This window comes from Paenibacillus ihumii, assembly GCF_001403875.1.
Taxonomy (GTDB): domain Bacteria; phylum Bacillota; class Bacilli; order Paenibacillales; family Paenibacillaceae; genus Fontibacillus; species Fontibacillus ihumii.
On record NZ_LN884298.1, the window covers coordinates 181,138 to 203,110 of the forward strand.

Annotated in this window: 23 protein-coding genes and 1 riboswitch; all 23 genes read right to left on the reverse strand. The window is 51.9% G+C overall.

What is annotated here, in order from left to right; translation table 11 throughout:
- Positions 1 to 215: 215 nt before the first annotated feature.
- The gene (locus tag BN2762_RS05900; protein ID WP_055106100.1) at positions 216 to 641 is read right to left on the reverse strand and encodes a F0F1 ATP synthase subunit epsilon; all 426 of its coding nucleotides are present in this window, start codon (positions 639 to 641) and stop codon (positions 216 to 218) included.
- A 61-nt stretch (positions 642 to 702) separates the two neighbouring features.
- A complete protein-coding gene (gene atpD, locus BN2762_RS05905; protein ID WP_055106101.1) occupies positions 703 to 2,100 on the reverse strand; it encodes a F0F1 ATP synthase subunit beta in 1,398 nt (465 codons plus the stop codon).
- Between the two features lie 363 nt (positions 2,101 to 2,463).
- Complete coding sequence (atpG, locus tag BN2762_RS05910) at positions 2,464 to 3,324, reverse strand: ATP synthase F1 subunit gamma (protein WP_055106102.1); 861 nt, start codon at positions 3,322 to 3,324, stop codon at positions 2,464 to 2,466.
- Positions 3,325 to 3,563: 239 nt separating this feature from the next.
- A complete protein-coding gene (atpA, locus tag BN2762_RS05915) occupies positions 3,564 to 5,078 on the reverse strand; it encodes a F0F1 ATP synthase subunit alpha (RefSeq protein WP_055106103.1) in 1,515 nt (504 codons plus the stop codon).
- Between the two features lie 15 nt (positions 5,079 to 5,093).
- Positions 5,094 to 5,642 (reverse strand): F0F1 ATP synthase subunit delta, encoded by a 549-nt coding sequence (locus tag BN2762_RS05920; protein ID WP_055106104.1) that lies wholly within the window; start codon positions 5,640 to 5,642, stop codon positions 5,094 to 5,096.
- Positions 5,639 to 6,130: a F0F1 ATP synthase subunit B gene (gene atpF / locus BN2762_RS05925; RefSeq protein ID WP_055106105.1), complete on the reverse strand. Its 492-nt coding sequence runs from the start codon at positions 6,128 to 6,130 to the stop codon at positions 5,639 to 5,641. The genes BN2762_RS05920 and atpF overlap by 4 nt, the downstream gene beginning before the upstream one ends.
- A 103-nt stretch (positions 6,131 to 6,233) precedes the next feature.
- Complete coding sequence (gene atpE, locus BN2762_RS05930) at positions 6,234 to 6,446, reverse strand: F0F1 ATP synthase subunit C (protein WP_055106106.1); 213 nt, start codon at positions 6,444 to 6,446, stop codon at positions 6,234 to 6,236.
- Positions 6,447 to 6,539: 93 nt separating this feature from the next.
- Positions 6,540 to 7,304, reverse strand: a complete 765-nt coding sequence (gene atpB / locus BN2762_RS05935) for a F0F1 ATP synthase subunit A (protein ID WP_055106107.1) — start codon at positions 7,302 to 7,304, stop codon at positions 6,540 to 6,542.
- A 35-nt stretch (positions 7,305 to 7,339) separates the two neighbouring features.
- Entirely contained in the window at positions 7,340 to 7,717 is a 378-nt protein-coding gene (locus BN2762_RS05940; RefSeq protein WP_055106108.1) for an ATP synthase subunit I, read from the reverse strand.
- Positions 7,710 to 7,943 carry an AtpZ/AtpI family protein gene (locus tag BN2762_RS05945; protein ID WP_055106109.1) on the reverse strand — a complete coding sequence of 78 codons (234 nt, stop codon included), beginning with the start codon at positions 7,941 to 7,943 and terminating at the stop codon, positions 7,710 to 7,712. The genes BN2762_RS05940 and BN2762_RS05945 overlap by 8 nt, the downstream gene beginning before the upstream one ends.
- Before the next feature lie 104 nt (positions 7,944 to 8,047).
- Entirely contained in the window at positions 8,048 to 9,214 is a 1,167-nt protein-coding gene (wecB, locus tag BN2762_RS05950) for a non-hydrolyzing UDP-N-acetylglucosamine 2-epimerase (RefSeq protein WP_055106110.1), read from the reverse strand.
- 40 nt (positions 9,215 to 9,254) lie between these two features.
- Positions 9,255 to 9,884, reverse strand: a complete 630-nt coding sequence (upp, locus tag BN2762_RS05955) for a uracil phosphoribosyltransferase (protein WP_055106111.1) — start codon at positions 9,882 to 9,884, stop codon at positions 9,255 to 9,257.
- A 429-nt stretch (positions 9,885 to 10,313) separates the two neighbouring features.
- Positions 10,314 to 11,564: a serine hydroxymethyltransferase gene (gene glyA / locus BN2762_RS05965; RefSeq protein WP_148499885.1), complete on the reverse strand. Its 1,251-nt coding sequence runs from the start codon at positions 11,562 to 11,564 to the stop codon at positions 10,314 to 10,316.
- A gap of 58 nt (positions 11,565 to 11,622) precedes the next feature.
- The gene (locus BN2762_RS05970) at positions 11,623 to 12,213 is read right to left on the reverse strand and encodes a TIGR01440 family protein (RefSeq protein WP_055106113.1); all 591 of its coding nucleotides are present in this window, start codon (positions 12,211 to 12,213) and stop codon (positions 11,623 to 11,625) included.
- Between the two features lie 183 nt (positions 12,214 to 12,396).
- A riboswitch (ZMP/ZTP riboswitch) is annotated at positions 12,397 to 12,479 on the reverse strand.
- Between the two features lie 63 nt (positions 12,480 to 12,542).
- Positions 12,543 to 13,127, reverse strand: a complete 585-nt coding sequence (locus tag BN2762_RS05975; protein WP_074048576.1) for a low molecular weight protein arginine phosphatase — start codon at positions 13,125 to 13,127, stop codon at positions 12,543 to 12,545.
- 51 nt (positions 13,128 to 13,178) lie between these two features.
- Positions 13,179 to 13,739 carry a manganese efflux pump MntP gene (locus BN2762_RS05980; RefSeq protein WP_055106114.1) on the reverse strand — a complete coding sequence of 187 codons (561 nt, stop codon included), beginning with the start codon at positions 13,737 to 13,739 and terminating at the stop codon, positions 13,179 to 13,181.
- Positions 13,740 to 13,833: 94 nt separating this feature from the next.
- Positions 13,834 to 14,700 carry a DUF72 domain-containing protein gene (locus BN2762_RS05985; protein ID WP_055106115.1) on the reverse strand — a complete coding sequence of 289 codons (867 nt, stop codon included), beginning with the start codon at positions 14,698 to 14,700 and terminating at the stop codon, positions 13,834 to 13,836.
- Positions 14,701 to 14,731: 31 nt separating this feature from the next.
- Positions 14,732 to 15,466 (reverse strand): L-threonylcarbamoyladenylate synthase, encoded by a 735-nt coding sequence (locus BN2762_RS05990; protein ID WP_055106116.1) that lies wholly within the window; start codon positions 15,464 to 15,466, stop codon positions 14,732 to 14,734.
- Between the two features lie 205 nt (positions 15,467 to 15,671).
- Positions 15,672 to 16,415: a stage II sporulation protein R gene (spoIIR, locus tag BN2762_RS05995; RefSeq protein ID WP_055106117.1), complete on the reverse strand. Its 744-nt coding sequence runs from the start codon at positions 16,413 to 16,415 to the stop codon at positions 15,672 to 15,674.
- A gap of 291 nt (positions 16,416 to 16,706) precedes the next feature.
- On the reverse strand, positions 16,707 to 17,891 hold the full coding sequence (locus tag BN2762_RS06000; protein WP_055106118.1) for an FtsW/RodA/SpoVE family cell cycle protein: 1,185 nt from the start codon (positions 17,889 to 17,891) through the stop codon (positions 16,707 to 16,709).
- 146 nt (positions 17,892 to 18,037) lie between these two features.
- Positions 18,038 to 18,898, reverse strand: coding sequence for a MurR/RpiR family transcriptional regulator (locus tag BN2762_RS06005; RefSeq protein ID WP_055106119.1), 861 nt, complete (start codon positions 18,896 to 18,898; stop codon positions 18,038 to 18,040).
- Between the two features lie 103 nt (positions 18,899 to 19,001).
- Positions 19,002 to 19,655: a hypothetical protein gene (locus BN2762_RS06010; protein WP_055106120.1), complete on the reverse strand. Its 654-nt coding sequence runs from the start codon at positions 19,653 to 19,655 to the stop codon at positions 19,002 to 19,004.
- Positions 19,656 to 19,771: 116 nt separating this feature from the next.
- On the reverse strand, positions 19,772 to 21,919 hold the full coding sequence (locus tag BN2762_RS06015) for a hydantoinase/oxoprolinase family protein (protein ID WP_055106121.1): 2,148 nt from the start codon (positions 21,917 to 21,919) through the stop codon (positions 19,772 to 19,774).
- Positions 21,920 to 21,973: the final 54 nt, after the last annotated feature.

Here is a 21,973-nt window from a genome sequence, read left to right on the forward strand (position 1 = left end):
ATCGGTCAGTTGTCCCAAAACAGATTGAAACTTTAGTTGGTTATAAACGGGGCTAAGGAAATAACTTAATCCAACTATTAATTAGTACATTTTACAAGTACTGCTTAATTTATACCTGCTTTTAATGAAACTATGGCTCTAGTTATGCCGCTTCGTTCACGTGAAAAAACAAAAACCGAACACAAAGGTGTTCGGTTTTTGTTTTTTCCGTACTATTAATGATGCTTCTTGATCTTCGCGTTCCCCGACACGTTAATTCGCGTAGTCGCTCTTTGCAGAGCCAGCTCGGCACGGCGATGATCAATACGATCCTGATTTTTAGCCGCAGACAATCTGCGCTCAGCACGCTCGCGTGCTGCTACCGCGCGATCGACATCGATCTCCTCCGGAAGCTCGGCGCTTTCGGCGAGAATGATAACCTTGTCTTTCTGGACTTCAACAAAACCGCCATGCACCGCAATTGTGGTCGAATTTCCACCGGCTTTGGCCACAATTGGAGCAACCTGAAGCGGTGTTACCAATGGAACGTGATGAGGCAAAATGCCAAGTTCGCCCTCGACACCGCGGACGGTCAGGCTATTCACCTGTTCGGAGAACACCACATGTTCCGGCGTAACAATTTCCAATAAAAAGGTGCTCACTAGTCATCCCTCCTGTTCGTGGGACAGTTCATTTCTGAAGCATCCGAGTTCACGGTGCATATTACAACGTTTTTGCCTTTTCTACAGCTTCCTCGATCGTGCCTACGAAGAGGAAAGCGGCTTCCGGAAGGGAATCATGCTTGCCTTCGAGGATTTCCTTGAAGCTGCGTACCGTTTCAGCAATCGGTACATATTTACCTTTGATTCCGGTAAACTGCTCGGCAACGTGGAACGGCTGCGACAGGAAGCGCTCAATCTTCCGTGCGCGGGATACGATCAGCTTATCGTCCTCAGACAGCTCATCCATACCGAGGATCGCGATAATATCCTGCAATTCCTTATAACGGGCCAAGAGCTGTTTTACACCTTGCGCTACGTTATAGTGCTCTTCGCCAACGATTTCAGGCGTCAAAATCCGGGAGCTGGAAGCCAGCGGGTCAACCGCAGGGAAAATCCCTTTCTCGGAAATTTTACGCTCAAGGTTCGTCGTTGCGTCCAAGTGAGCAAATGTTGTGGCTGGAGCAGGGTCCGTATAGTCATCCGCAGGAACGTAAATCGCTTGGATAGAGGTTACGGAACCTTTCTTCGTTGACGTAATCCGTTCTTGAAGCTGACCCATCTCCGTCGCAAGCGTCGGCTGGTAACCTACCGCGGACGGCATGCGTCCAAGAAGTGCGGAAACCTCAGAGCCCGCTTGAGTAAAGCGGAAAATGTTGTCGATAAAGAGCAGAACGTCGCGTCCCTCTTGATCGCGGAAATATTCCGCCATCGTAAGTCCAGTCAAGGCTACGCGAAGACGGGCGCCTGGCGGTTCGTTCATTTGCCCGAATACCATCGCCGTTTTACTGATAACGCCGGAATCCGTCATCTCATGGTACAAGTCATTACCTTCACGAGTACGCTCGCCCACGCCGGCAAATACAGAAATACCGCCGTGCTCTTGAGCGATGTTGTTGATTAGCTCCTGAATCGTAACGGTCTTACCAACACCCGCTCCACCGAACAGGCCGATTTTACCACCCTTGGCATATGGAGCAAGCAAGTCGATAACTTTAATGCCCGTTTCCAGAATTTCCGATTGCGTCGACAGATCTTCAAATGTAGGCGGATCGCGGTGGATCGGATTTCTATCCCCCGCTACCTGTCCCTTATTATCAATCGTCTCTCCAAGCACGTTAAATACACGGCCCAGAGTCACTTCTCCTACTGGAACAGAAATTGGAGCGCCCAAGTCTACTGCTTCCACACCACGTACAAGACCATCCGTCGAGGACATGGCGATACAGCGGACAAGGTTGTCGCCCAAGTGATTGGATGCTTCCAGGATCAGCTCGCCGCCTTCTTCCTGCGCGCCCTGTTTCACAATTTTAATAGCGTTGAATATATCCGGGAGTTGTCCGCGTCCGAATTCAATGTCAACAACCGGACCCATTACGCTAACAACGCGTCCTTTGTTCATTATTGTTGTTTCCCTCCTTAAAGTTTTGCGGAGCTATGCGTCATTAGTTGACCACGCAGCAAAACTACTTCGAAAGCATAATATAAGTTCTGCGAAGCTATAATTATCGGTTGATTGCTGCGCAGCAAAACTGCCTCGAAAGCATGCACCTAGTTTTGCGGAGTTATGCTTCATTCATAAATGGCCGCCAGCAAACCTCAAGACACTGCATTCTTAGTGAATAAGCTGTACTTCTTAGCTTTAGCCCAAAAAGAGAGACCGAAGCATACCTTCGGTTGGGAGCATCGCGGCTTCTCTATGGCTGAAAGCTGCACAATACTTGGTGTTCCTGCATGTCCGCAAACTATCTTCGAAAACGGAATGCTAGCCTTGGGCGTTCGCACCCGCCACAATTTCCGTAATTTCCTGGGTAATAGCCGCTTGTCGAGCACGGTTATACGTCAGGGTCAGCTCATTGATCATTTTCGTTGCGTTTTTCGTCGCGCTGCCCATTGCCGTCATCTTCGCTCCAAGCTCACTCGCCTTTCCTTCCAAAAGGGCACCAAAGATCAGTGTTTCAGCATACTTCGGAAGCAGAACCTCAAGCACTGCTTCAGGAGAAGGCTCATACTCATATTCTGCTGAAGGTCCGCTCGTTTCGACACTGTCGAACGGAAGCAGTCGATCTATGGTCGGCAACTGGCTCATCGCATTAATGAATCTGTTATAGCAAATATAGATCTCGTCAAATTGTTCTTCCTCGAAGCTCTGTACAGCCGCATAGGCTAAAGACTTAATATCAGCGAACTTCGGCGCATCCGATAATTCGACGACATCCATCATCACAGGAAGCCCCCGGCGATTGAAGAAATCCCGGCCTTTGCGTCCAATGACGAACAAACCATATTCGGATTTGGATTCATGCTTCTTGTTGATCTCGTCCATCACTCTGCGAAGAATGTTCGTATTGTATCCGCCGACCAACCCGCCGTCAGCCGTAATGACAATATAGGCCGTCCGTTTCACCGGGCGATTCACAAGCATCGGATGCGTAATTCCGTCAGAGCTGGCAGCGATGCTGCTCACGACTTCCTTCAGCTTCTCTGCGTACGGGCGTGAAGATTGGGCTTTCTCCTGCGCTCTTCTGAGCTTCGCCGAAGCGACCATCTCCATCGCCTTTGTAATCTGACGAGTATTCTGAACACTCTTGATTTGACGCTTTATCTCGCGAATCCCTTTTGCCATGATTTCACCACCCTCAAACTTTGGCTTAAAGCCAAAGTGACTTCGTAAGCACACGCTTAACTTCAAGTTAACATATTCTCAAATTTCGGCTCTTGGCCAAAGCTAATCCAGCTATAAGTCCTGGTCTTGGGCAGCAGCCCAACTAAGGCTCAAATGCGATCAAGCTTTGGCAGAACCAAAAACGAGTATTCTCATACATAACCATGAACCGACAGAATCAGCCGATTCATGGAGCTGGATTAACTAGAAACGGAAAAACCTCTTTTGAACTTCTCGATAACTTCTTTCAGTTTTTCCTCGTTCTCTGCCGTCAAGTCTTTCGTATCGCGGATCGACTGCAGCACTTCTTCGTGTTGGCTATCTACGAAGGAGAGGAATTCAGCTTCGAAACGGCGCACATCGCCGAGAGGAATATCGTCAAGATATCCTTTGACAGCCGTATACAAGCTAATTACTTGTTTTTCAACGGAAAGAGGCTGGTTTACGCCCTGTTTCAGGATTTCCATCATGCGGGAACCACGAGTCAGACGAGCTTGCGTCGATTTGTCGAGGTCGGAGCCGAACTGGGAGAATGCCTGAAGCTCGCGGTACTGCGCCAAATCCAGACGAAGCGTACCGGCAACCTTTTTCATGGCTTTAATTTGGGCAGATCCCCCTACCCGGGATACCGAGATACCGACGTTGATCGCCGGACGCTGACCGGAGTAGAACAAGTCGGACTCCAGGAAGATCTGACCGTCCGTAATGGAAATTACGTTCGTCGGAATATACGCCGACACGTCAGAAGCTTGTGTCTCAATGAATGGAAGCGCGGTAATGGAACCGCCGCCCATTTCATCGCTCAGCTTCGCTGCACGCTCCAGCAGGCGGGAGTGCAGATAGAAAACGTCACCCGGATACGCCTCACGGCCCGGAGGACGGCGAAGCAAGAGGGACAGCTCACGATAAGCAGCTGCTTGCTTGGACAAGTCATCATAAATAATAAGGACATGTTCACCTTTGTACATAAAGTGCTCAGCCATCGCTACGCCCGCATATGGCGCAATGTAAAGAAGCGGGGACGGCTCCGAAGCGGATGCCGTAACAACGATCGTGTAATCAAGCGCTCCATGGCGGCGAAGCGTCTCAACCACGTTAACGACAGTGGATTGCTTCTGTCCGATAGCTACGTATACGCATTTCACGCCATTGCCCTTTTGGTTGATAATCGTATCGATCGCAATAGCGGTTTTACCCGTTTGACGGTCACCGATGATCAGCTCGCGCTGTCCGCGGCCGATAGGAACCATGGAATCGATCGCTTTGATCCCGGTTTGCATCGGCTCATGAACCGATTTCCGGTCGATAACGCCTGGTGCGTTGTTCTCAACAGGACGGAATTCCGTCGTTGCGATAGGCCCCTTGCCGTCGACCGGCTGGCCGAGCGGGTTAACGACGCGGCCAAGCAGGGCATCCCCAACGGGTACCTGCATAATTTGCCCGGTGCGTTTAACTTGGTTACCTTCACGAATGTCGCTGTATGGTCCTAGAATAACAACCCCGACGTTGCTTTCTTCCAGGTTCAGCGCAAGGCCAAAAACGCCGTTTTCAAACTCGAGCAGTTCGTTTGCCATGGCGTTCTCAAGCCCGTGGACACGAGCGATACCGTCACCAACTTGAATAACGGTGCCGACTTCGGCCACTTCAATTTCCGATTTATATTGTTCGATCTGACTTTTAATCAGCGTACTGATTTCTTCAGGTCTGATACTCAAGTTTTTCACCCCTATCTACAGTGCTTGTCTTCGAAAAGACTTCTCAAGCCGTTCAAGCTTCCCGGCCAAACTTCCATCATACAGCGTATCGCCGATTCTGACTTTCATTCCGCCGAGCAGATTCTTATCAATCTCGTTCAGAACACGAATTTTCTTGTTGACCAAAGCCCCAAATTCGTCCGCGATCGCCGCCTTCTCCTCTTCATTCAGAGGGTAAGTCGTGTAGACCGTAGCGGTAGCCAGTCCAAGTGCTTCGCCCGTAATTTTGATGTAACGGTCCAGCAATTCCGGCAAAATCCCGATTCTTCCCCGCTCTACGAGCAGCTTCACCAATGAGACAACAGGCTTGGATAGTTTGCCCTCCAGGGCTTTTTCAAGCGCTTCCCATTTAGCCGCTTCCGAAATATTCGGGGTAGCTATAAAATTTTGTACATCCTGATCCTCATTAAAAGCATATGCGAGAGCTCTGATTTCCTGTTCAACTTCCAGTGTACGCCCTTCCTGTGCAGCAATCTCATACAGGGCTTTGGCGTATCTGCCCGCTACAACAGCTTCACGGCTCATGATTTGCTACCTACCTCTTTAAGATATTGGTTAACAAGCTTCTCTTGTTCTTCCGGATTGTTCTCAACCTCACGCTCGATCAGCTTGGAGGCAATGTTGACGGAGAAAGTACCAATCTCGCCGCGCAAAGCTTCCACGGCCTTGCTTCTCTCGTTCTCGATATCGCGGATTGCTTCGTTCTTCAAGCGAGTAGCATCCTGTTTCGCCTGCTCCAGCAAATCACGCGCTTGCTTACTGCTGCTTTGCTTCGATTGTTCAATGATTTCATAGGCTTCCTGACGTGCCTGGCTAAGAGCCTCTTTCTGCTCTTCGACATACGCATTCGCTTGCTCTCTTGTTTGCTTAGCTTCCTCTAATTGTCCAAGTACCAGCTCGCGGCGCTTCTCCATTACTTCAAACAGTTTGCCAAATGCAAACTTGTTGAGCAGCCAATAAAGAATTCCAAACGCAAGCATAGTAATGACAATATTCTCCCAAAGGACCTGCACGGATGTCACTCCTTTCCGTTAATAATAGTTTCTTGTGTTATTTCTTGTTCTTAAAACGAAGGCGTGGATGGCATAGGCCCTCCCCGCCAAACCGAAACTATTATTAAGAGAACATGATCAAGAAAGCGATAACTGTTGCCGCGAGCGGAACAACCTCAACGATACCAACACCGATGAACATCGTTGTTTGAAGCTTGTTAGCCGCTTCTGGCTGACGAGCGATAGATTCAACTGTGCTCTTTACGATCATCCCGTTACCGATACCTGCACCAAGTGCACCCAAACCTACTGCAATAGCTGCTGCCAAAAATCCCATCTTAAATATCCTCCTTTAATATGTTCCTATATTAGTTTAGTTATAATAGATCTCTTACAGGACGAAGCCGCAAGGCCACTTCTGCAGAGTTTACTAATGCTCTTCCTCGTGAATCGCGTACTGTGAAATATAAACCATTGTCAATATGGTGAAAATGTATGCCTGCAGTGCGCCAACGAATATACTGAAGCCCTGCCAAATGCCCATAAACGGAATCCCGAGGTAACCCATCTTGATGATAACCGCGATCAGAACCTCACCCGCGAAGATGTTCGCAAATAGACGAATGGCCAAAGCGATCGGCTTGGACACGTTCTCGATGATGTTCAGCGGCAAGAAAATTGGAAACGGCTCAAGATAATGCTTGAAATAATGCTTCCTATTATTCTTGATCCCCAGGTAGTTCATTAGAATAAATACGACCAGTGCAAGTCCAGCCGTTACGGCAATATCCGCGGTAGGAGATTTCCACCATAGAATGTGGGCATGTTCCCCGTCCTTCAAAGTAGCCGTCGCTTCAATGACCTTCCCAAATACCATCTCAGGCTTATGGGCCTCAGTGATTACACCGAGCGGAAGCCCCAGAAGGTTAGATACGAATATGAATAAAATCAGGGTCAATCCTAATGATATAAAAGGCCTGCCCTTCTTCAAGCTCATGGTGCTTCCAACAATCCCTTGAACGAACTCAACGACCCATTCCATAAAGTTCTGCATCTTGGATGGATTCTCGACCGATAAATTCGCTACAGCTAATCGACATATGACAAATACGATGAGCATACTTACTAGAAGCATCATAACGGCGGATAAATCCAGGTGAAATCCTCCAAGCATAATTATCGGTGCGTCATGCATTTATATGTACTCACCCCTTTCCCCGTTTAAGATGTTCAAGCCTTGTTGCGAATTCCGATGACAATACTCACCGGGATCGTCAATAGCTGCGGAATGAATAAGCCTAAAAGAACAGCTACTAACGACACTTGTTCAAACTTTACTGCAACCATGACAGCTAGAAAAACTAGACAAATTCTAGTAACGAAACCGAAACTAAACCTGCGTTGCTCCTGACTGACAACGAGCTGAACCAACTGCCGCACTTTAAGGGATAAGTAACGGACGTAGATCAATCCGACAGCCAGTCCCAAAATGAATCCGGCGAGAAGCGGCCTATACTCCGGGAGTACAGCCCATCCGAATAATAACACGGATAGCAGCAGAAACGTAATCCGGAATACGGCTGTGACGATCGAACCTAAATCATCCATTCTGCGCCCCCAAAAACTTTTTGATTAGTATAAATACGTTGACGATTCCGAGGACGAGACCGGCTATCGCCCCGATAGCAATCCAATAATTCGGGCCGTCAAAACGCTCCGTCAGCCATCTTGCACTCAAAAAGCCGACAACAATATACATAGCCAGCAAAAAGCCCGCCCCGCTAATGTAAGCGGCAGCAATCCAAGGATTGCCATTATTATCAGGAATTCTCATACGGAACAATCCCAACTTATTTTACTGAATGCGTCTACTTTTTGTCAACGAAAGCGTTATAAACCGTACAGTATAACTGTATGCTATCTTCCTCAGAAACACAATTATTGATCAATCGAATTTGTGAACTTTCTGTGAAAATTCTCCGGCCGTTGATCAATTACACCGAAATGGTGATATATCGCATTGACAATTCTTTCTGACGCTTTCCCGTCTCCGTAAGGATTAGCTGCGCGGCTCATAGATTCATATAACGAGCCGTCTGTAAGCAGTGCCTTGATCCGTCCATAGACCATCTCCTCCTCCGTGCCTACCAGCTCAAGCGTGCCCGCTTCGATCCCTTCCGGTCGCTCCGTCGTATCCCGCAGCACGAGAACCGGTACGCCAAACGAAGGAGCCTCCTCCTGCATGCCGCCCGAATCCGTCACAATCAGGTGAGTATGCGGATAGATATTATGGAAGTCCACGACATCCAGCGGCTCGATCAGCTTAATGCGCGGATGGTCTCCCAGCGTTCTATAAGCCGGTTCCTTAACCGGAGGACTAGGATGAACCGGATACACGATGGCTACATCCTCGAACTCGTCGGCAATGCGCTTCACGGCACGGAAAATGTTCATATGCGGCTCCCCTTGCGATTCCCTGCGGTGAGCCGTCATAAGAATAAGCCGCTTTCCTGCGGCAAAGTCCAGCACTGAATTCTTGTAATTTGGCTGTACTGTATATTGAAACACATCAGTTATTGTGTTGCCTGTGATATATATACTTGACTCCGGCTTGTTCTCCTTGCGCAAATTGTCAGCCGACCACTCGGTCGGAGCGAAATGAAGATCTGCCAGCACGCCCGTCAACTGGCGGTTCATTTCCTCAGGGTACGGCGACCATTTATTCCAGGTACGCAGACCAGCCTCGACATGCCCGATTTTAATTCCCTGCAGGAACGCCGCATAGCTGGCCAGAAATGTCGTAAGCGTGTCCCCATGGACAAGCACGATATCCGGCTTCGCTTCGCGCAGCACGCGTTCCAGACCGTCCAGAACCCGAATCGTGATCTCGTTCAGGGTCTGGTTCGGCTTCATGACATCCAGATCATAATCCGGAGTGATCCTGAATACCTCGAGCACCTGGTCCAGCATCTCGCGATGCTGGGCTGTAACGCAGACCATCGATTCAATATGCTCCTTATGCTTTTGCAGCTCAAGAATGAGCGGAGCCATCTTGATTGCCTCAGGCCTTACACCAAAAATTGTCATTACTTTAATTTTTGCCATAATAATTCCTTTCCTTAATTAATATATCGTTGCGAAACCCTTATTTTGTTCCGTACAGCCGGTCGCCAGCATCCCCCAGCCCCGGAACGATATAGCCGTGCTCATCCAGGCGTTCATCCAGTGCAGCGACGTAAATGTCTACATCCGGATGGGCCTCCTGTACGGCTTGTACACCTTCAGGCGCGGCAATCAGGTTCATCATTTTGATCTGCGTGCAGCCGCGCTTCTTCAGCACATCGATCGCCGCAATCGCTGAACCGCCGGTAGCCAGCATCGGATCGATCACAATAAGCTCGCGCTCCTGAACGTCCGTAGGCAGCTTGACGTAATATTCCACGGGCTGAAGCGTATGCGGGTCGCGGAACAGCCCTACATGGCCTACCTTGGCCGCAGGAAGCAGCTTTAACACGCCATCAAGCATGCCTAGGCCCGCGCGAAGAATAGGAATCAATCCGAGCATCCGTCCGGAAATCACTTTAGCCTCAGCCTCGCATACAGGCGTCTGCACCGTAATCGACTCCAACGGAACCTCTCTCGTAATCTCATAAGCCATCAGCGTGGCCACTTCATCCACCAATTCGCGGAAGTCCTTCGTGTTCGTTTGCATGTCTCGAATAAAAGTCAGTTTGTGCTGAATCAAAGGGTGATCACATACCACCAGTTTTCCCATTATTTGTCCCTCCGGTTTATAGCTGAGTCTTCTCATCAGATGACCATCTCCGGCATCAAATGATGATCCTTTACATCAAATGATGCACAAATCCTGTTTATTATATCACTGTCTTTTTCCGATTGCTACGAACTGTATCAACCCGACTTTCGGCCTGTCTGTCCGTGAGCATTCCTAGTATCCGCAATAGTGCGAGCTTTATATTATTGCTGCAGCTGGCAAGGCCAATTCCGCTTGTTTGCCATCAACAAAGAACTGTCGGCTGAATTAGCGCGGAGGACGACGGCAATGGCCATAAATAAGACAGGATAGGAGCAAGCCGCAAGTCCTAACCAATAGTAAAGGCCATAATAAAAAGGAGCGCCTTCCGCCTTGCGGCAGCGGGATGCTCCTTCCATTTAAAGCATCGGCTTATAGCTTCAGCCGTATTTATTCGTAGCTCAGTTCAGGGTAAAGCGGGAATTGATCCGTCAAAGCTCTGACCTGCTTGCGGGCTTGCTCCAGAACAGATTCATCCTTCGAGTTCTTAAGCACATTGGCAATGATTTGTCCGATCGATTTCATCGCCGCTTCATCCATGCCGCGGGAAGTAGCCGCAGGCGTACCGATGCGGATGCCACTTGTCACGAATGGGCTGGTCGGATCGAACGGAATCGCGTTCTTGTTCACTGTAATGCCGATGGAATCAAGCACATGCTCGGCATCCTTGCCCGTGATGTTCAGGTTGCGGGTATCGATCAGCATTAAATGGTTGTCCGTACCGCCGGATACCAGGTTAAGCCCCTCGGAAACAAGCGTCTCGGCCAGCGCCTTGGCATTCTTGACGACGTTCTCTGCATAGGTCTTGAACGAAGGCTGCAAAGCCTCTCCCAAGGCAACCGCTTTGGAGGCGATGACATGCATGAGCGGTCCGCCCTGCGTGCCCGGGAATACCGCTTTGTCAACCGCTGCCGCCCAAGGCTTGCGGCACAGAATCATACCGCCGCGCGGTCCGCGAAGCGTCTTATGCGTCGTCGTAGTGACGAAATGCGCGTGAGGAACCGGATTTGGATGCAGGCCGGCAGCAACCAGACCCGCGATATGGGCCATATCTACCATGAAGAGCGCGCCGACATCATTAGCGATAGAAGCCAATTTCTCAAAATCAATGATACGCGGATAAGCGCTGGCACCAGCCACGATGAGACGGGGGCGATGCTTGAACGCGGCTTTGCGCACTTCGTCGTAATCGATCAGGAAAGTATCCTCCTGCACACCATAAGCCACGAAGTTATACAGCAGACCGGAGGCGTTAACCGGACTTCCGTGCGTCAAGTGTCCGCCATGGGCCAGATTCATGCCCAGGACGGTATCCCCAGGATTCAGCGCAGCCAGGTATACCGCCAGGTTCGCCTGGGCACCGGAGTGCGGCTGAACATTGGCATGCTCCGCTCCAAACAATTCCTTCGCGCGATCACGAGCGATATCTTCTACGATATCGACATGCTCACAGCCGCCGTAATAGCGTTTGCCCGGGTATCCTTCAGCGTATTTATTCGTCAGCACAGAGCCCATAGCCTCGATAACCGCTTCGCTTACAATGTTCTCAGAAGCAATCAGCTCAATGTTGTTCTGCTGTCGCTTGAGCTCCAGGTTCATCGCTTCCAGTACTGCAGGGTCTTGTTTTTTCAAATGGTCCATTATCCAAAAATCCTCCCTATATATAAAATTATAAAATGTGAAGACATACTGAAAAATATCAATCGCATAAATGCGACTCCTGCACCTCCGGCAGCTTGTAGACCGCCCGTTCCCCGCCAATCAGCTTCGGCCGCGTCCAGGCCGCAGTCACCCTGGCCTGCCCGATATACCGCCGCGCCGGGCGATAAGGCACCGCCACATGCCTGAGATGCATGCCGATTAAAGTCTCGCCGATATCCAAGCCGGCATGGGCCTGGATGCTCTCCGCCAGGCAGGGCTGCTTCATTCGGCGATATGCCGCTGCAGCCATCGAGCCCCCGGCCTTGGGGACGGGAACCGCCGCTACCTCAGTCAGCCCCAGCCGCTCCAGCACAGAGCGCTCCATGACGAGCGCACGGTTTAAGTGCTCGCAGCATTGAAACGCCAAATCGAAGCCATGCTTGCTCTGCACCTCAGCCAGCCCGGCATACAGCTCGGCGGCAATATTCTCCGCACCGGCGGTACCGATCCGCTGGCCTGCTACCTCACTCGTGCTGGCCCCGATTACGACGAGGTGCCCGGAGCGGAGTGAAGCCGCCGTCGCCAGCTCTTCCAGAGCCTCGGCCGCTTCCTCGCGAAGCGACTGTTGATTCCGCTGATCTTTATCCATTCTCGTAACCACCCTTCACAAGACAAGCCTGCTTTTATTATACCTAATATAACCGGGGGATCGTGACGACAAACTCGCTTCCGCCATGGAACAAATAAATTAAGAAGACTTGAGGCGGCAGGATGGCGGCGGAGGTAATCATACCGAAATGACGAAAAAGAGCATGACGCAGTAATGCGTCGTGCTCTTTGCCCAGGCGACCGGCCGTATATTCCGATGCTCCATTGTGGTTTGGTCCACTATCGTCGCCAGTTACATCGGATTCATTTCCATTCCACTTAAGAATAAAACATGCGCGTCACAAATGCAACCTGCATTTTGCCGAATTTCTAACGAAAACGCTCTCTCTGCAGTTTGACAATGAGCTTCTCCAAGGCCGCGCGAATCTCCCGGGCTGCCGCATCATAGTCCTCTCGGCCGCCTCCGAACGGATCGGATATGTCGTATTGCGGCATCCGCTGCAGCAGCTCGCGAATCCTCCGCTCCTTGGCCTCTTCGAACGCTTGTCCCAGCGCCCGGCTCAGCTCAAGTTCTGCGATCAATTGGCCGAGTTCAGCCTGCTCAGCGAGAACCGCCTCATCTTCCTCCACGTATTCCTTCAATGTATAGATTCTATCCGCCTTAGCTGGAAACGTTGCTATTGCCTGCCGCTTATGCCCCTGGGTCAGCGTAAGAACGAGATCGGCCCATTCGATCAGCTCCGCATGAAGCGGAGTAGACGTGATCCGATCCTCGATCCCCAAATCCTTCAACACCCCCTCGGCGTGCCGGGAGATCGGGAGCCCTTCCACGGCTGCAACCCCAGCCGAAGCAACCTCCACCTTCATTCCCCGCTCCTGCGCCAGCTTGCGGAAGATCCCTTCCGCCATCGGGCTGCGGCAAGTGTTTCCGGTGCACACAAACAATATTCGCAAGGCCTATCCACCTCCTGCCTGTTATCCGGGTATATCTCCTGTGTCATTGTATCAGAAGATGAAAATTAGTCCAAATGCAAGCAATATGGCCCCGCCTGCCGCCTCTCCATATTCGCCAAGCCGGGCTCCCACGCCCCGTCCGAGCAGCAGACCGAGCATGGACATGATCCCGCCGAACACGCCGAAGGCGATGACTGTCAGCAGCAGGTCGCCATGGAACATGCCCAGGGATACGCCTACAGAGAACGAATCTATACTTACGCTCAGAGCGAACAGCAGTATGCCTAAGAAAGAGCGGTAATCAACAGTCTGTTCCTCACTGCCGAACAGAGAGCTCCATATCATATGCCCCCCTAGAAGCATAAGCAGGCCGCCGGATACGTACTTGGCCATGCCGCCCAGCAATTCCCCGGCATATTGGCCGGCAACGATGCCCAGCAGCGGCATCAGCAGATGAAAGGCAGCTACCAGCACGCCGATGCGGAGCACTTCCACGCGCCTTATGCCTCTCATGCCTATGCCGATCCCTAAGGAAAAGGCGTCCATTCCTAATGCGACGGCCATCAACACAATTGTCAACAGCTCCCCCAGCCGCTCGTATAATGCCGTCATCACGCCACGCTCCCATGTCCGAGAATGGTTTTGTACAACCATATGCGTACATGGGACAATTCATGACTAGCAGCCAAAGCGAAGGGCAAGCGCCCTATCCGTCCAGTCCCCCGCCGAACAGATCAAGCTGGGAAGGCGGCAGCTCAGCCGGCTCCATCCCCAGGATCTCCATCATCTCGCGGGCATTCGCAGCGGCATCGCCGCCGGAATTATTGTTAAAAATCATGCAGATTTCGCGGGCGCCCTTCGACTTCAGCTCGCGCAGCTTATCGCGCCACTCCGTCAGCTCCTCCCGATTATAGCGGTACAAATAGCGGATCTCCCGCCAATTAGGGGCCCCGCTCTGCGTCCAGCCGGCCGCATTTCTGCCGTGCAGCCGGACAATCGTCAGCTGCTCATCCGTCGGCTCAAGCACCGTCGGAACGGATCCCAGCCCTGCCTGCGGCTCGTCGCACACAATGTGAATCCAGCCTTCCTCGCGCATGAATTCGAGGGTTCGCTCCCGCATGTCCGGGGCAAACCAGCTCTGGTGGCGAAACTCCAGGGCCAGCGGCAGCCGGCCCATCCATTTCCTTACGGCCCGCAGCTGCCTTACATGATCGGGATTGCAATCGAACCAGGGCGGGAACTGGAACATGATCGCGCGCAGCCGGCCTGACTCAGCGACCGGAGCGATCGAATCCAGGTAGGCCTGGAACATAACCCCCGGACCCTCGAAGGGAACCTTGCCGCGGGCGTGCCCGGTCATGCCTTGATAAGCCTTGAGAATAAAAGTAAACGAAGGCGGCGTCATGTCCAGCCAGCGGGAATACGTCTCCCTGCCCAACACGGCGTAGAACGAGCTGTCCACCTCCACGACGGGAAAATGCCGGGCGTATAGCCCCAGCTTCTGCTTGGACGGGGTTCCGGGCGGATATAAATCATCATGATCTCCCCACCCGGTAAGCCCAATGGATATCATCCGACCTCACCGCCTTTCTACATTCAATCCCCTATATATCTATTACGTCATGTCCCGCCGCTTTAAGCAGGCGGTTCATGACGGCGGCTCCGAGGCCGTCCTCAGGACAAGCCTCGGCCAGCATATAAGTGACGCCGCGCTCATCGAAGCGGCGGAGCGCCCCATAGAGACGGTGCGCCGCCGTCTCCAGCGCATGGACGCTGCCGAGCGAGAGCACACAGTCGGCGCGGTAGCGGGGAAGGTGCTCGTCGAAGGCGAGCACACCCGTCACTTCCCCGCACCGCTTCGCGGCCTCGAGCTCGGCAGCGATGCGGGCTGCCACGGCCTCGGCGGCGGGATCCGCAGTCAGGAAGCTCGACGGTGGTCTCTTATACACATCTAGATGTGTAGAAGAGACCGGCGTCAGCGGCCCCGGCCAATAAGCCTCCATGAGCGCCCGAGCCGTCTCGTTCACTTCGCCAACGAGACCCTCCAGCTGCTTCATCTCGGCGATATGCACGATCAGCGGGTTGTCGGAGGGCCGCCCTTTGGCGGCAAAAATCGCCTCCACCGCTGCCGTGCTCCGAGCGTCTGCGCCGAGGCCATACACCGTCTCGGTCGGAAAAGCGACCGTCCCTCCGGCCGCCAGCACCGCCGCCGCCTCCGCTATCGCCGTTTCACCGCCCTGACCTCGGACATCCCACCAGCGCGTCCGGTTTCCTTCACCTTCTGGCCCTGTCATTTGACATTCCCTCATCGGCTTCTCAGCCGGATCATATTCGTTCATTGCGCATCCACTCTAACTTTCCATCTATAGTCGCAAACCTTTGAGCTTGTCCTGCATTCTGTCCGCAGAGCGGCATCAGCCATGCCTTTCTATTATAACCCAAGCCTAAAGACGCAAAAAGCTTGCCCCGCCGCCTAACCAAACATCCCGGTTCCACGATCGGCAGGACAAGCCTCTATCCTTCATCATTTCAATGCTGTACAAATCACTTAAACAAGCTGACGATCCAATCCCATAAACCCGACAACAGATCCCACAGAAAGAAACGAACCTCCGCTTCCTCCTGCTGCGCCTGCACCTGCACCGCCCGGTCCTTTGAGCCGGCTCCTTCCGCTTTGGCAGCTTTGGCAGCGTCCTCCGCAGCGCCTGATGCAGGCTTGCTCCCGTCTGCTGCAGCGGCGGCATGCTTAAGGTCAGCCTCGTTCCCGCCCTTCGCCAGCGCTTCCCCGCTGCCAGCATCCACGAAGCATAGAGGCGGGAACAGCACGCACCACCAATTCTTGCCCTCGCCTTTCCCCAGGGTGACGCGAAGCGCTTCGTATTCGCCCGCCGGATACACGGTACCGCCATACATTTTCGTCGGAAAAGGCACGACTCCCAGCTCCACTTTGTAAGCATAGTTTTTGCCGCTTCTTTCAAGCGTACGCTTGACCGTATCCTCCACAAGAGCGAGATTGTCCTCTATAATCTGCCGGGCATCCGCCAAGCTGAGCGGATTCTCCAGCTGCTGAACCCATCCGTTCATTTGCTCCACGATCGCGTCGCGGACCTGCCGCTTGATCACCTGGTCGCCGGGCCGATCGGAGTTGGCCAGAATGCGCAGCCGGATCGATTCTTCGGGAATAGAGCCGCCAAGAGCGGCCGCATCGCTTTTCTGCCCTTCCCATGACATGAACAAGATCATTAAGCTGCAAAAAATAAGTCCAAAACCACGGAACTGCTGCCTCATTGCCGTTTCCCCCTCCACAAAACTACTGATGTCTATCAGTATGTCCGTTTAAGAGAAACGTAAACCTATCATTTTCCGCTATAATTCTATGATTCTATGTTCAATGCTTTATTCTATTATTCCATCCTCCTGGCATCCTATGAAGCGCATTTACTTCAGTTCCCTCACTCTGCGGTACGGGGTTCGCTGCATGACGGCGGTCGGTCGACCACACCGCGCGTCGCATCTCGCCACAGCCGCATATATCGATAATTCAGCCAAAGATTGCTTTATCTCGCCGCAGACCGCAAGCTACTGCGATTTCATGGAGGCATACTGTGCAGGGGCCAGGTGCGGGTCCTCTTCCGCTTCCTTGCCGTGGATCAAAATGCTCATCGCCACCCCGATGCTCGCCATATTGATGATCAGGGACGTTCCGCCATAGCTGATAAACGGCAGGGTAATCCCCGTTAACGGCATGAGACCGATGAACATGCCGATATTTTCAAAAATCTGATACAGCAGCATCGCTACAACCCCGACGATCAAGAGCGGACCGGACCGATCTCGGCATTCCAGCGAGATCAGGATCAGCCTGTGGATCAACACGAAGTATAGCAATAATAGAACCGAGCACCCGATAAAACCGAACTCCTCGGCAATGACGACAAAGATTGAGTCCGAATACGTCAGGGGCACGAGATCCGCCTGCACGTTGGCTCCCTTCATGAACCCTTCCCCGGTCATCCCGCCCGTGGCGATAGCCAGCTTGGCGTTTCTCGTATGGTAGATCGCCTTGTCCGTGGCCTTCTCAGGCATCAGCCAGGGATCGATCCGCTCAATCCAGTGCTCCCGCCCGATATTTTCGAAGAACGCATAGACCTGCTCGTGATATATTTTATAGGCGCTGATCCCTCCGATGGCGGAGCCTGCAAAAATCGCCAGGGCGATCAGGGCATGCGTGTATTTGATATTCCCGATCCAGAGCATCCCCGCTAGAATCACGAGATAGCTAAGCGCATTCCCAAGGTCGTTCTGGGCCATTACCGCCATGAACGGGATAAAGGTCAGCAAGCAAATCGGCACAACGTCCCGCCAGAACAGCAGCCCAGTTTTTCGTTTGCGAACTAGCAGAAACCCGAGAAAAATGACGAGAATCAGCTTGAAGAACTCAGCCGGCTGGAAGCTCACTCCTCCCGGCAGCGTCATCCAGCCCGTCGCGTTATGATACGTGTTGCCGATGAACATGACTACAACGAGCAGGCCTAACCCGAAAAGGTATATATAGATCGCATATTTGATCAGCCATCGGAAATCGAGCAGGGATACGAGAAAGAACACGACGAAGCCCAAAATGTAATATTTCAGCATTTGAAGGTGATACCCGCTGTACTTCGTCCCCGAAGTCGCGCTGTAAAGAACCGCAATACTGATACCCATGAGGATTAGCAAAATAAATACGATGGTGAAGTCTATTTTCTTGAGCTTGTTAAGCATTTGCCGTCCTCCTGCTCCAAATGATGAATTAAAATAATTGCTCCTTCATCATTGTAAGTAAAAGTCAGTTCAAAGTCCATCTGGCCACGCCAAGAAAGGGCGCTCTGGCAGACCTAACTTGCGTCTGTCAAGCGCCCTTTTTCGGACTAGAGAAAATAATTGGTAATCAATTGGCCCTGAGCCAGTACCGCTTCACTATCCAGCTTCTTCTTCAAGTAGGACTTGTCGGAGGAAATGAAGACACTCATAATCAAATCCACGACGAACAAGAACGTGATATGGTTCGACATTAAGGCACTGTTATTTACGGATATTTTATCCGGAACAATAATATCGACATCCGCATTTTCCGTAATCGGCGAAGAGTCATAACAGGTTATCGCAATCGTCTTCACCTGATTGACCTGGGCCATCGACACCGCGTCCACGATTTCATTGGTCGACCCCGAGCGCGAGAAGGCAATGACCGCATCCTCGGAGGTGCATTGGGAGGCTGCGATTCGCATCGCTCTGCTATCACTGATCGCCTCGGACATGATGCCGATAAGGGCCAAGCGGTTCTTTAGCGCAATCGCTGCCAAATAAGAGTCGAACAGCCCGAACATATAAATCCTGCGTGCGTTCTTGAGAATATCCACCACGCGATTGAGCTGCTCCTCGGTAATCAGTGCCGAAGTATTGACGATCAGCTCATTATAGTCAAGCGCGAGCGCGTCAATCGGATTGATCTCACGCCGCTCTTTCTTCTTCGCCTGCATTTCCCGGTAAAAAGAATCCTGGGCAAAAGCTATTTTGAAATCATTGAAGCCCTTGAAGCCCACCTTTTTACAGAAACGGTTAATACTCGTCTCCGACACGCCGATCTCATTGGCAATGGCCGTGATCGTATTGCGAGTAATGAACTCCGGATTATGAATGACAAAATTGGCAATTTGATTCTCTCCAAATGTCAGCTTTTGCGTTTGCGATACGATCTTTGCAATGACTGCCGGAACTTGTGAAGACATGATACCTCCTCCTGATCTAACGATGGATAATGCTATCCGGTATCCCCGCTAGCATCCTTCATTATATCATACCGAGTAAGGTATTAAGAGTGCCGAAAGTAAATTATAACCAACCCTGCCATTCTTCCATACTTCGCTGAAATTGTTCCAGCGGCATTGCCCGGGTCTTGATCAGGTACGCATAATCCAGCAAATTCGGCAAATAGGGGAGCCCGATCAATTCCTTGCAGAAGGCGTGCGCTGCAATTTCACTGCATTTCACGACACTGGATCGTTTGGTGTAGAAGCCTAGCCTCAGCACCTCTATCGGCTCCAGCAATTCGTTGGTGAAGCGCCCCGCCTTGTATTCAAGGTAATGGTAGAACTCATGCGCCAAGTGAATATCGATGAGACGATCCATATCCGGGCTCCCCTCATGGCCCAGGATGGCCTCTACAGCCTGCTGCATCTCGGATAGGGAAGAGGAATACACGATAATTTCCGGAGGATTCTTCGCAAAATCGATCTGGGCCCGAAAGGAGACGTGATGGAATTTACCGGACCTGCCCGAAATTTCATACCTCAATCCCTCGCGCTGACACAGCGCCCTTATGGAAGCACCAGCATAGCTCCCGGCCATTTGTTTTCCCCTGTCCAGAGATGACCTGACATAATAAGGGATTTTATCCTTCGGGATTTTATGAAACAAAGGATCCTGCGCGAGCTCCGCGCAAGCCAGCACCTCATCAGTAAGGGCATCTATCGCTTCCTGCAGCATGGCCCCCATCTCCTTTCTAAAGATACGATTCTGCGATAAGCATCCTAAATAATGCGCCGCGACGGTAAGCTGCTTACCGGGCCACGGCAAGCTAGTACATGGCGAGCATAAGCATCCTATTGGTACGCAACGACAATGAGCTCGTCTCCCGCTGCCAGCATTTCGGTCTCGATCTCCAGGATCGACATCAGTTGCTCCTTCGTCTGCATCCCCGTCAAATCCAGCATTTTCTCTTTATAAAAGACAAATACCTTAGGCAGTGTCGCATTGGCATCGGAATAGATCGTATTATCGTCCAGAAAATGACTGAGCTCCCCTCCGAACTGGGATTTGGTGATTTTCGTAAAATGGACATTCCCCTTCTTGAAGCGTACGACACCCTCCCGGTCCAGCACGCTCGCATAGGTCGATCTCTTCTTCAGCAGCCCGAAAAATGATTTCTTCACGCTCTCGCTGCTAAAGAGACTCCATCTTCCGGTCTGGGCGGCCAGCTTTGTAGATTCCACCGGCTGGTCCACCGATTTGGCTGCAATGACGCGCATATCTTCTTCAGCCATGGCATCCTGCCCCAAATCCTTGGAACGGAGCTCCGTCGAGCCGGTTGCTACTGCACGCAGAATGTTTTTCTGGCTGTCAATTTCAATCGTAACCTCAACGGTATCCTCATTCGCTCCGGACTTCACGATCCGTTCCACAATATCCGCACGAATCCGTTTAATGTCTTCCTCCGTCGGATTGACGATGGTTCTCTCAAGCTGCTCCTTCACCATGGCCAAGGCGACGCCGATCGTCGATATATACGGAGCATTGCTTGCGATTTTGCACTTCATCTTCTCCCGCTCCGCCATCGCCGGCACGAGAACCGCCCCGCTTCCTCCACCGCCAACCAGGGTTGTAAAGGAACGATCCAGCTCATAGTCCTCAATCATTTCATTGACTACCTTCATCGTCTTGTCGATCGCGATATCCATCACCTGTCTGGCCGCTTCCTCCACCGTCAAGCCGACATGAGAGGCGAGCGCTTCCCAGGCCTTGATGGCCGCCTCCTTATTCCCCCGGGCATAATCTCCCTCAGGGATGTAGCCGAGAATATTTGCCGCTCCTGCCAAGGTATAAGAATATTCCTTCCCATTCCCGCTTTCGCAAATGATATATTCCTGCGGATCTCCGTCCCTGGGACTTATAAATTTCACTTTAGGATTCACGATCTGATCACTAGGCGCAAACGACTCATATTCCTTGCCGGCAATATGAGCGCTTCGCGGACCCACATCGATAATCTTGCCATCGGCCACTTTGATCATGCTGCCCCCGGCGATTCCGAGAGTGCGCACATCCAGCGACTGCAAATACGTACGGTGTCCGCCCACCTGGGCATTCTTGATCATAACCTTCCCGTTCTTGATTACGGAAATATCCACGCTTGTCCCGCCGACCTCAAAGAAAATCCCGTCCGAGATTTTCTCATACATCAAGGCCCCGGCGACGCCTGCCGCAAGGCCGGAGAGCATCGTAAGAATCGGCCGTTTCCGCACCTCATCGATACTCATCACCCCGCCATCGCAGCGCATAATCATCAGCTGGGATTGGATGCCCGCATTCTTGACGGATTTCTCGGTCATGTTGGCGGTCTCCATCATTTTGGGAATGAGAGAGGCATTGACCACAGCCGTTCTGGTTCGGGTCTTAAGTCCGTATAGCTGGGATATTTCATGACCGCCAGTAGCATAGATTCCTTTTTTGTTCGCAATTTCGACGACGCGCAGCTCATTCGCCGGGTCATCCACACTATACGCCTCCGAAGCGACGATTACCTCTGCCCCTTGCCTGGTAAGCTCATCGATGGCCGCAGCAATCTGCTCCTCCTTCAGATCCTTCGAATCCAGGTACGTATGGTAGGTTTTCAAGAATTTTCCCGGGGCAAGCTCAATATCGCCCGGATTAGACTCCGAGCGGGCGCTGATTCCATCCAGCCCCGAGCCCATGCCGATAATGCCTACCCGGGCTACGTCACCCTCCAGCAGCGCATTCGTCGCCTGGGTCGTTCCATGGGCGATGAAGGCCACATCCTCCGGGAGAATGCCCTGACTTTCCAAAATCCGATTCAAAATTTGAACGATCCCCTTCGCCACGCCATCTTCGTCGTGGTGAGTGGTCGGAATTTTCATCTTCTCAATAACTTCAAACGTTTCATTATCTATAACGGCAGCATCGGTAAACGTGCCTCCGACGTCGATCCCAACTCTAACCTTTCTTCTCTCCATATTCTCCTCCTGGAATGACGGGCGGAGGGCTGCAGCGGCTCCCCGCCCGGGCTA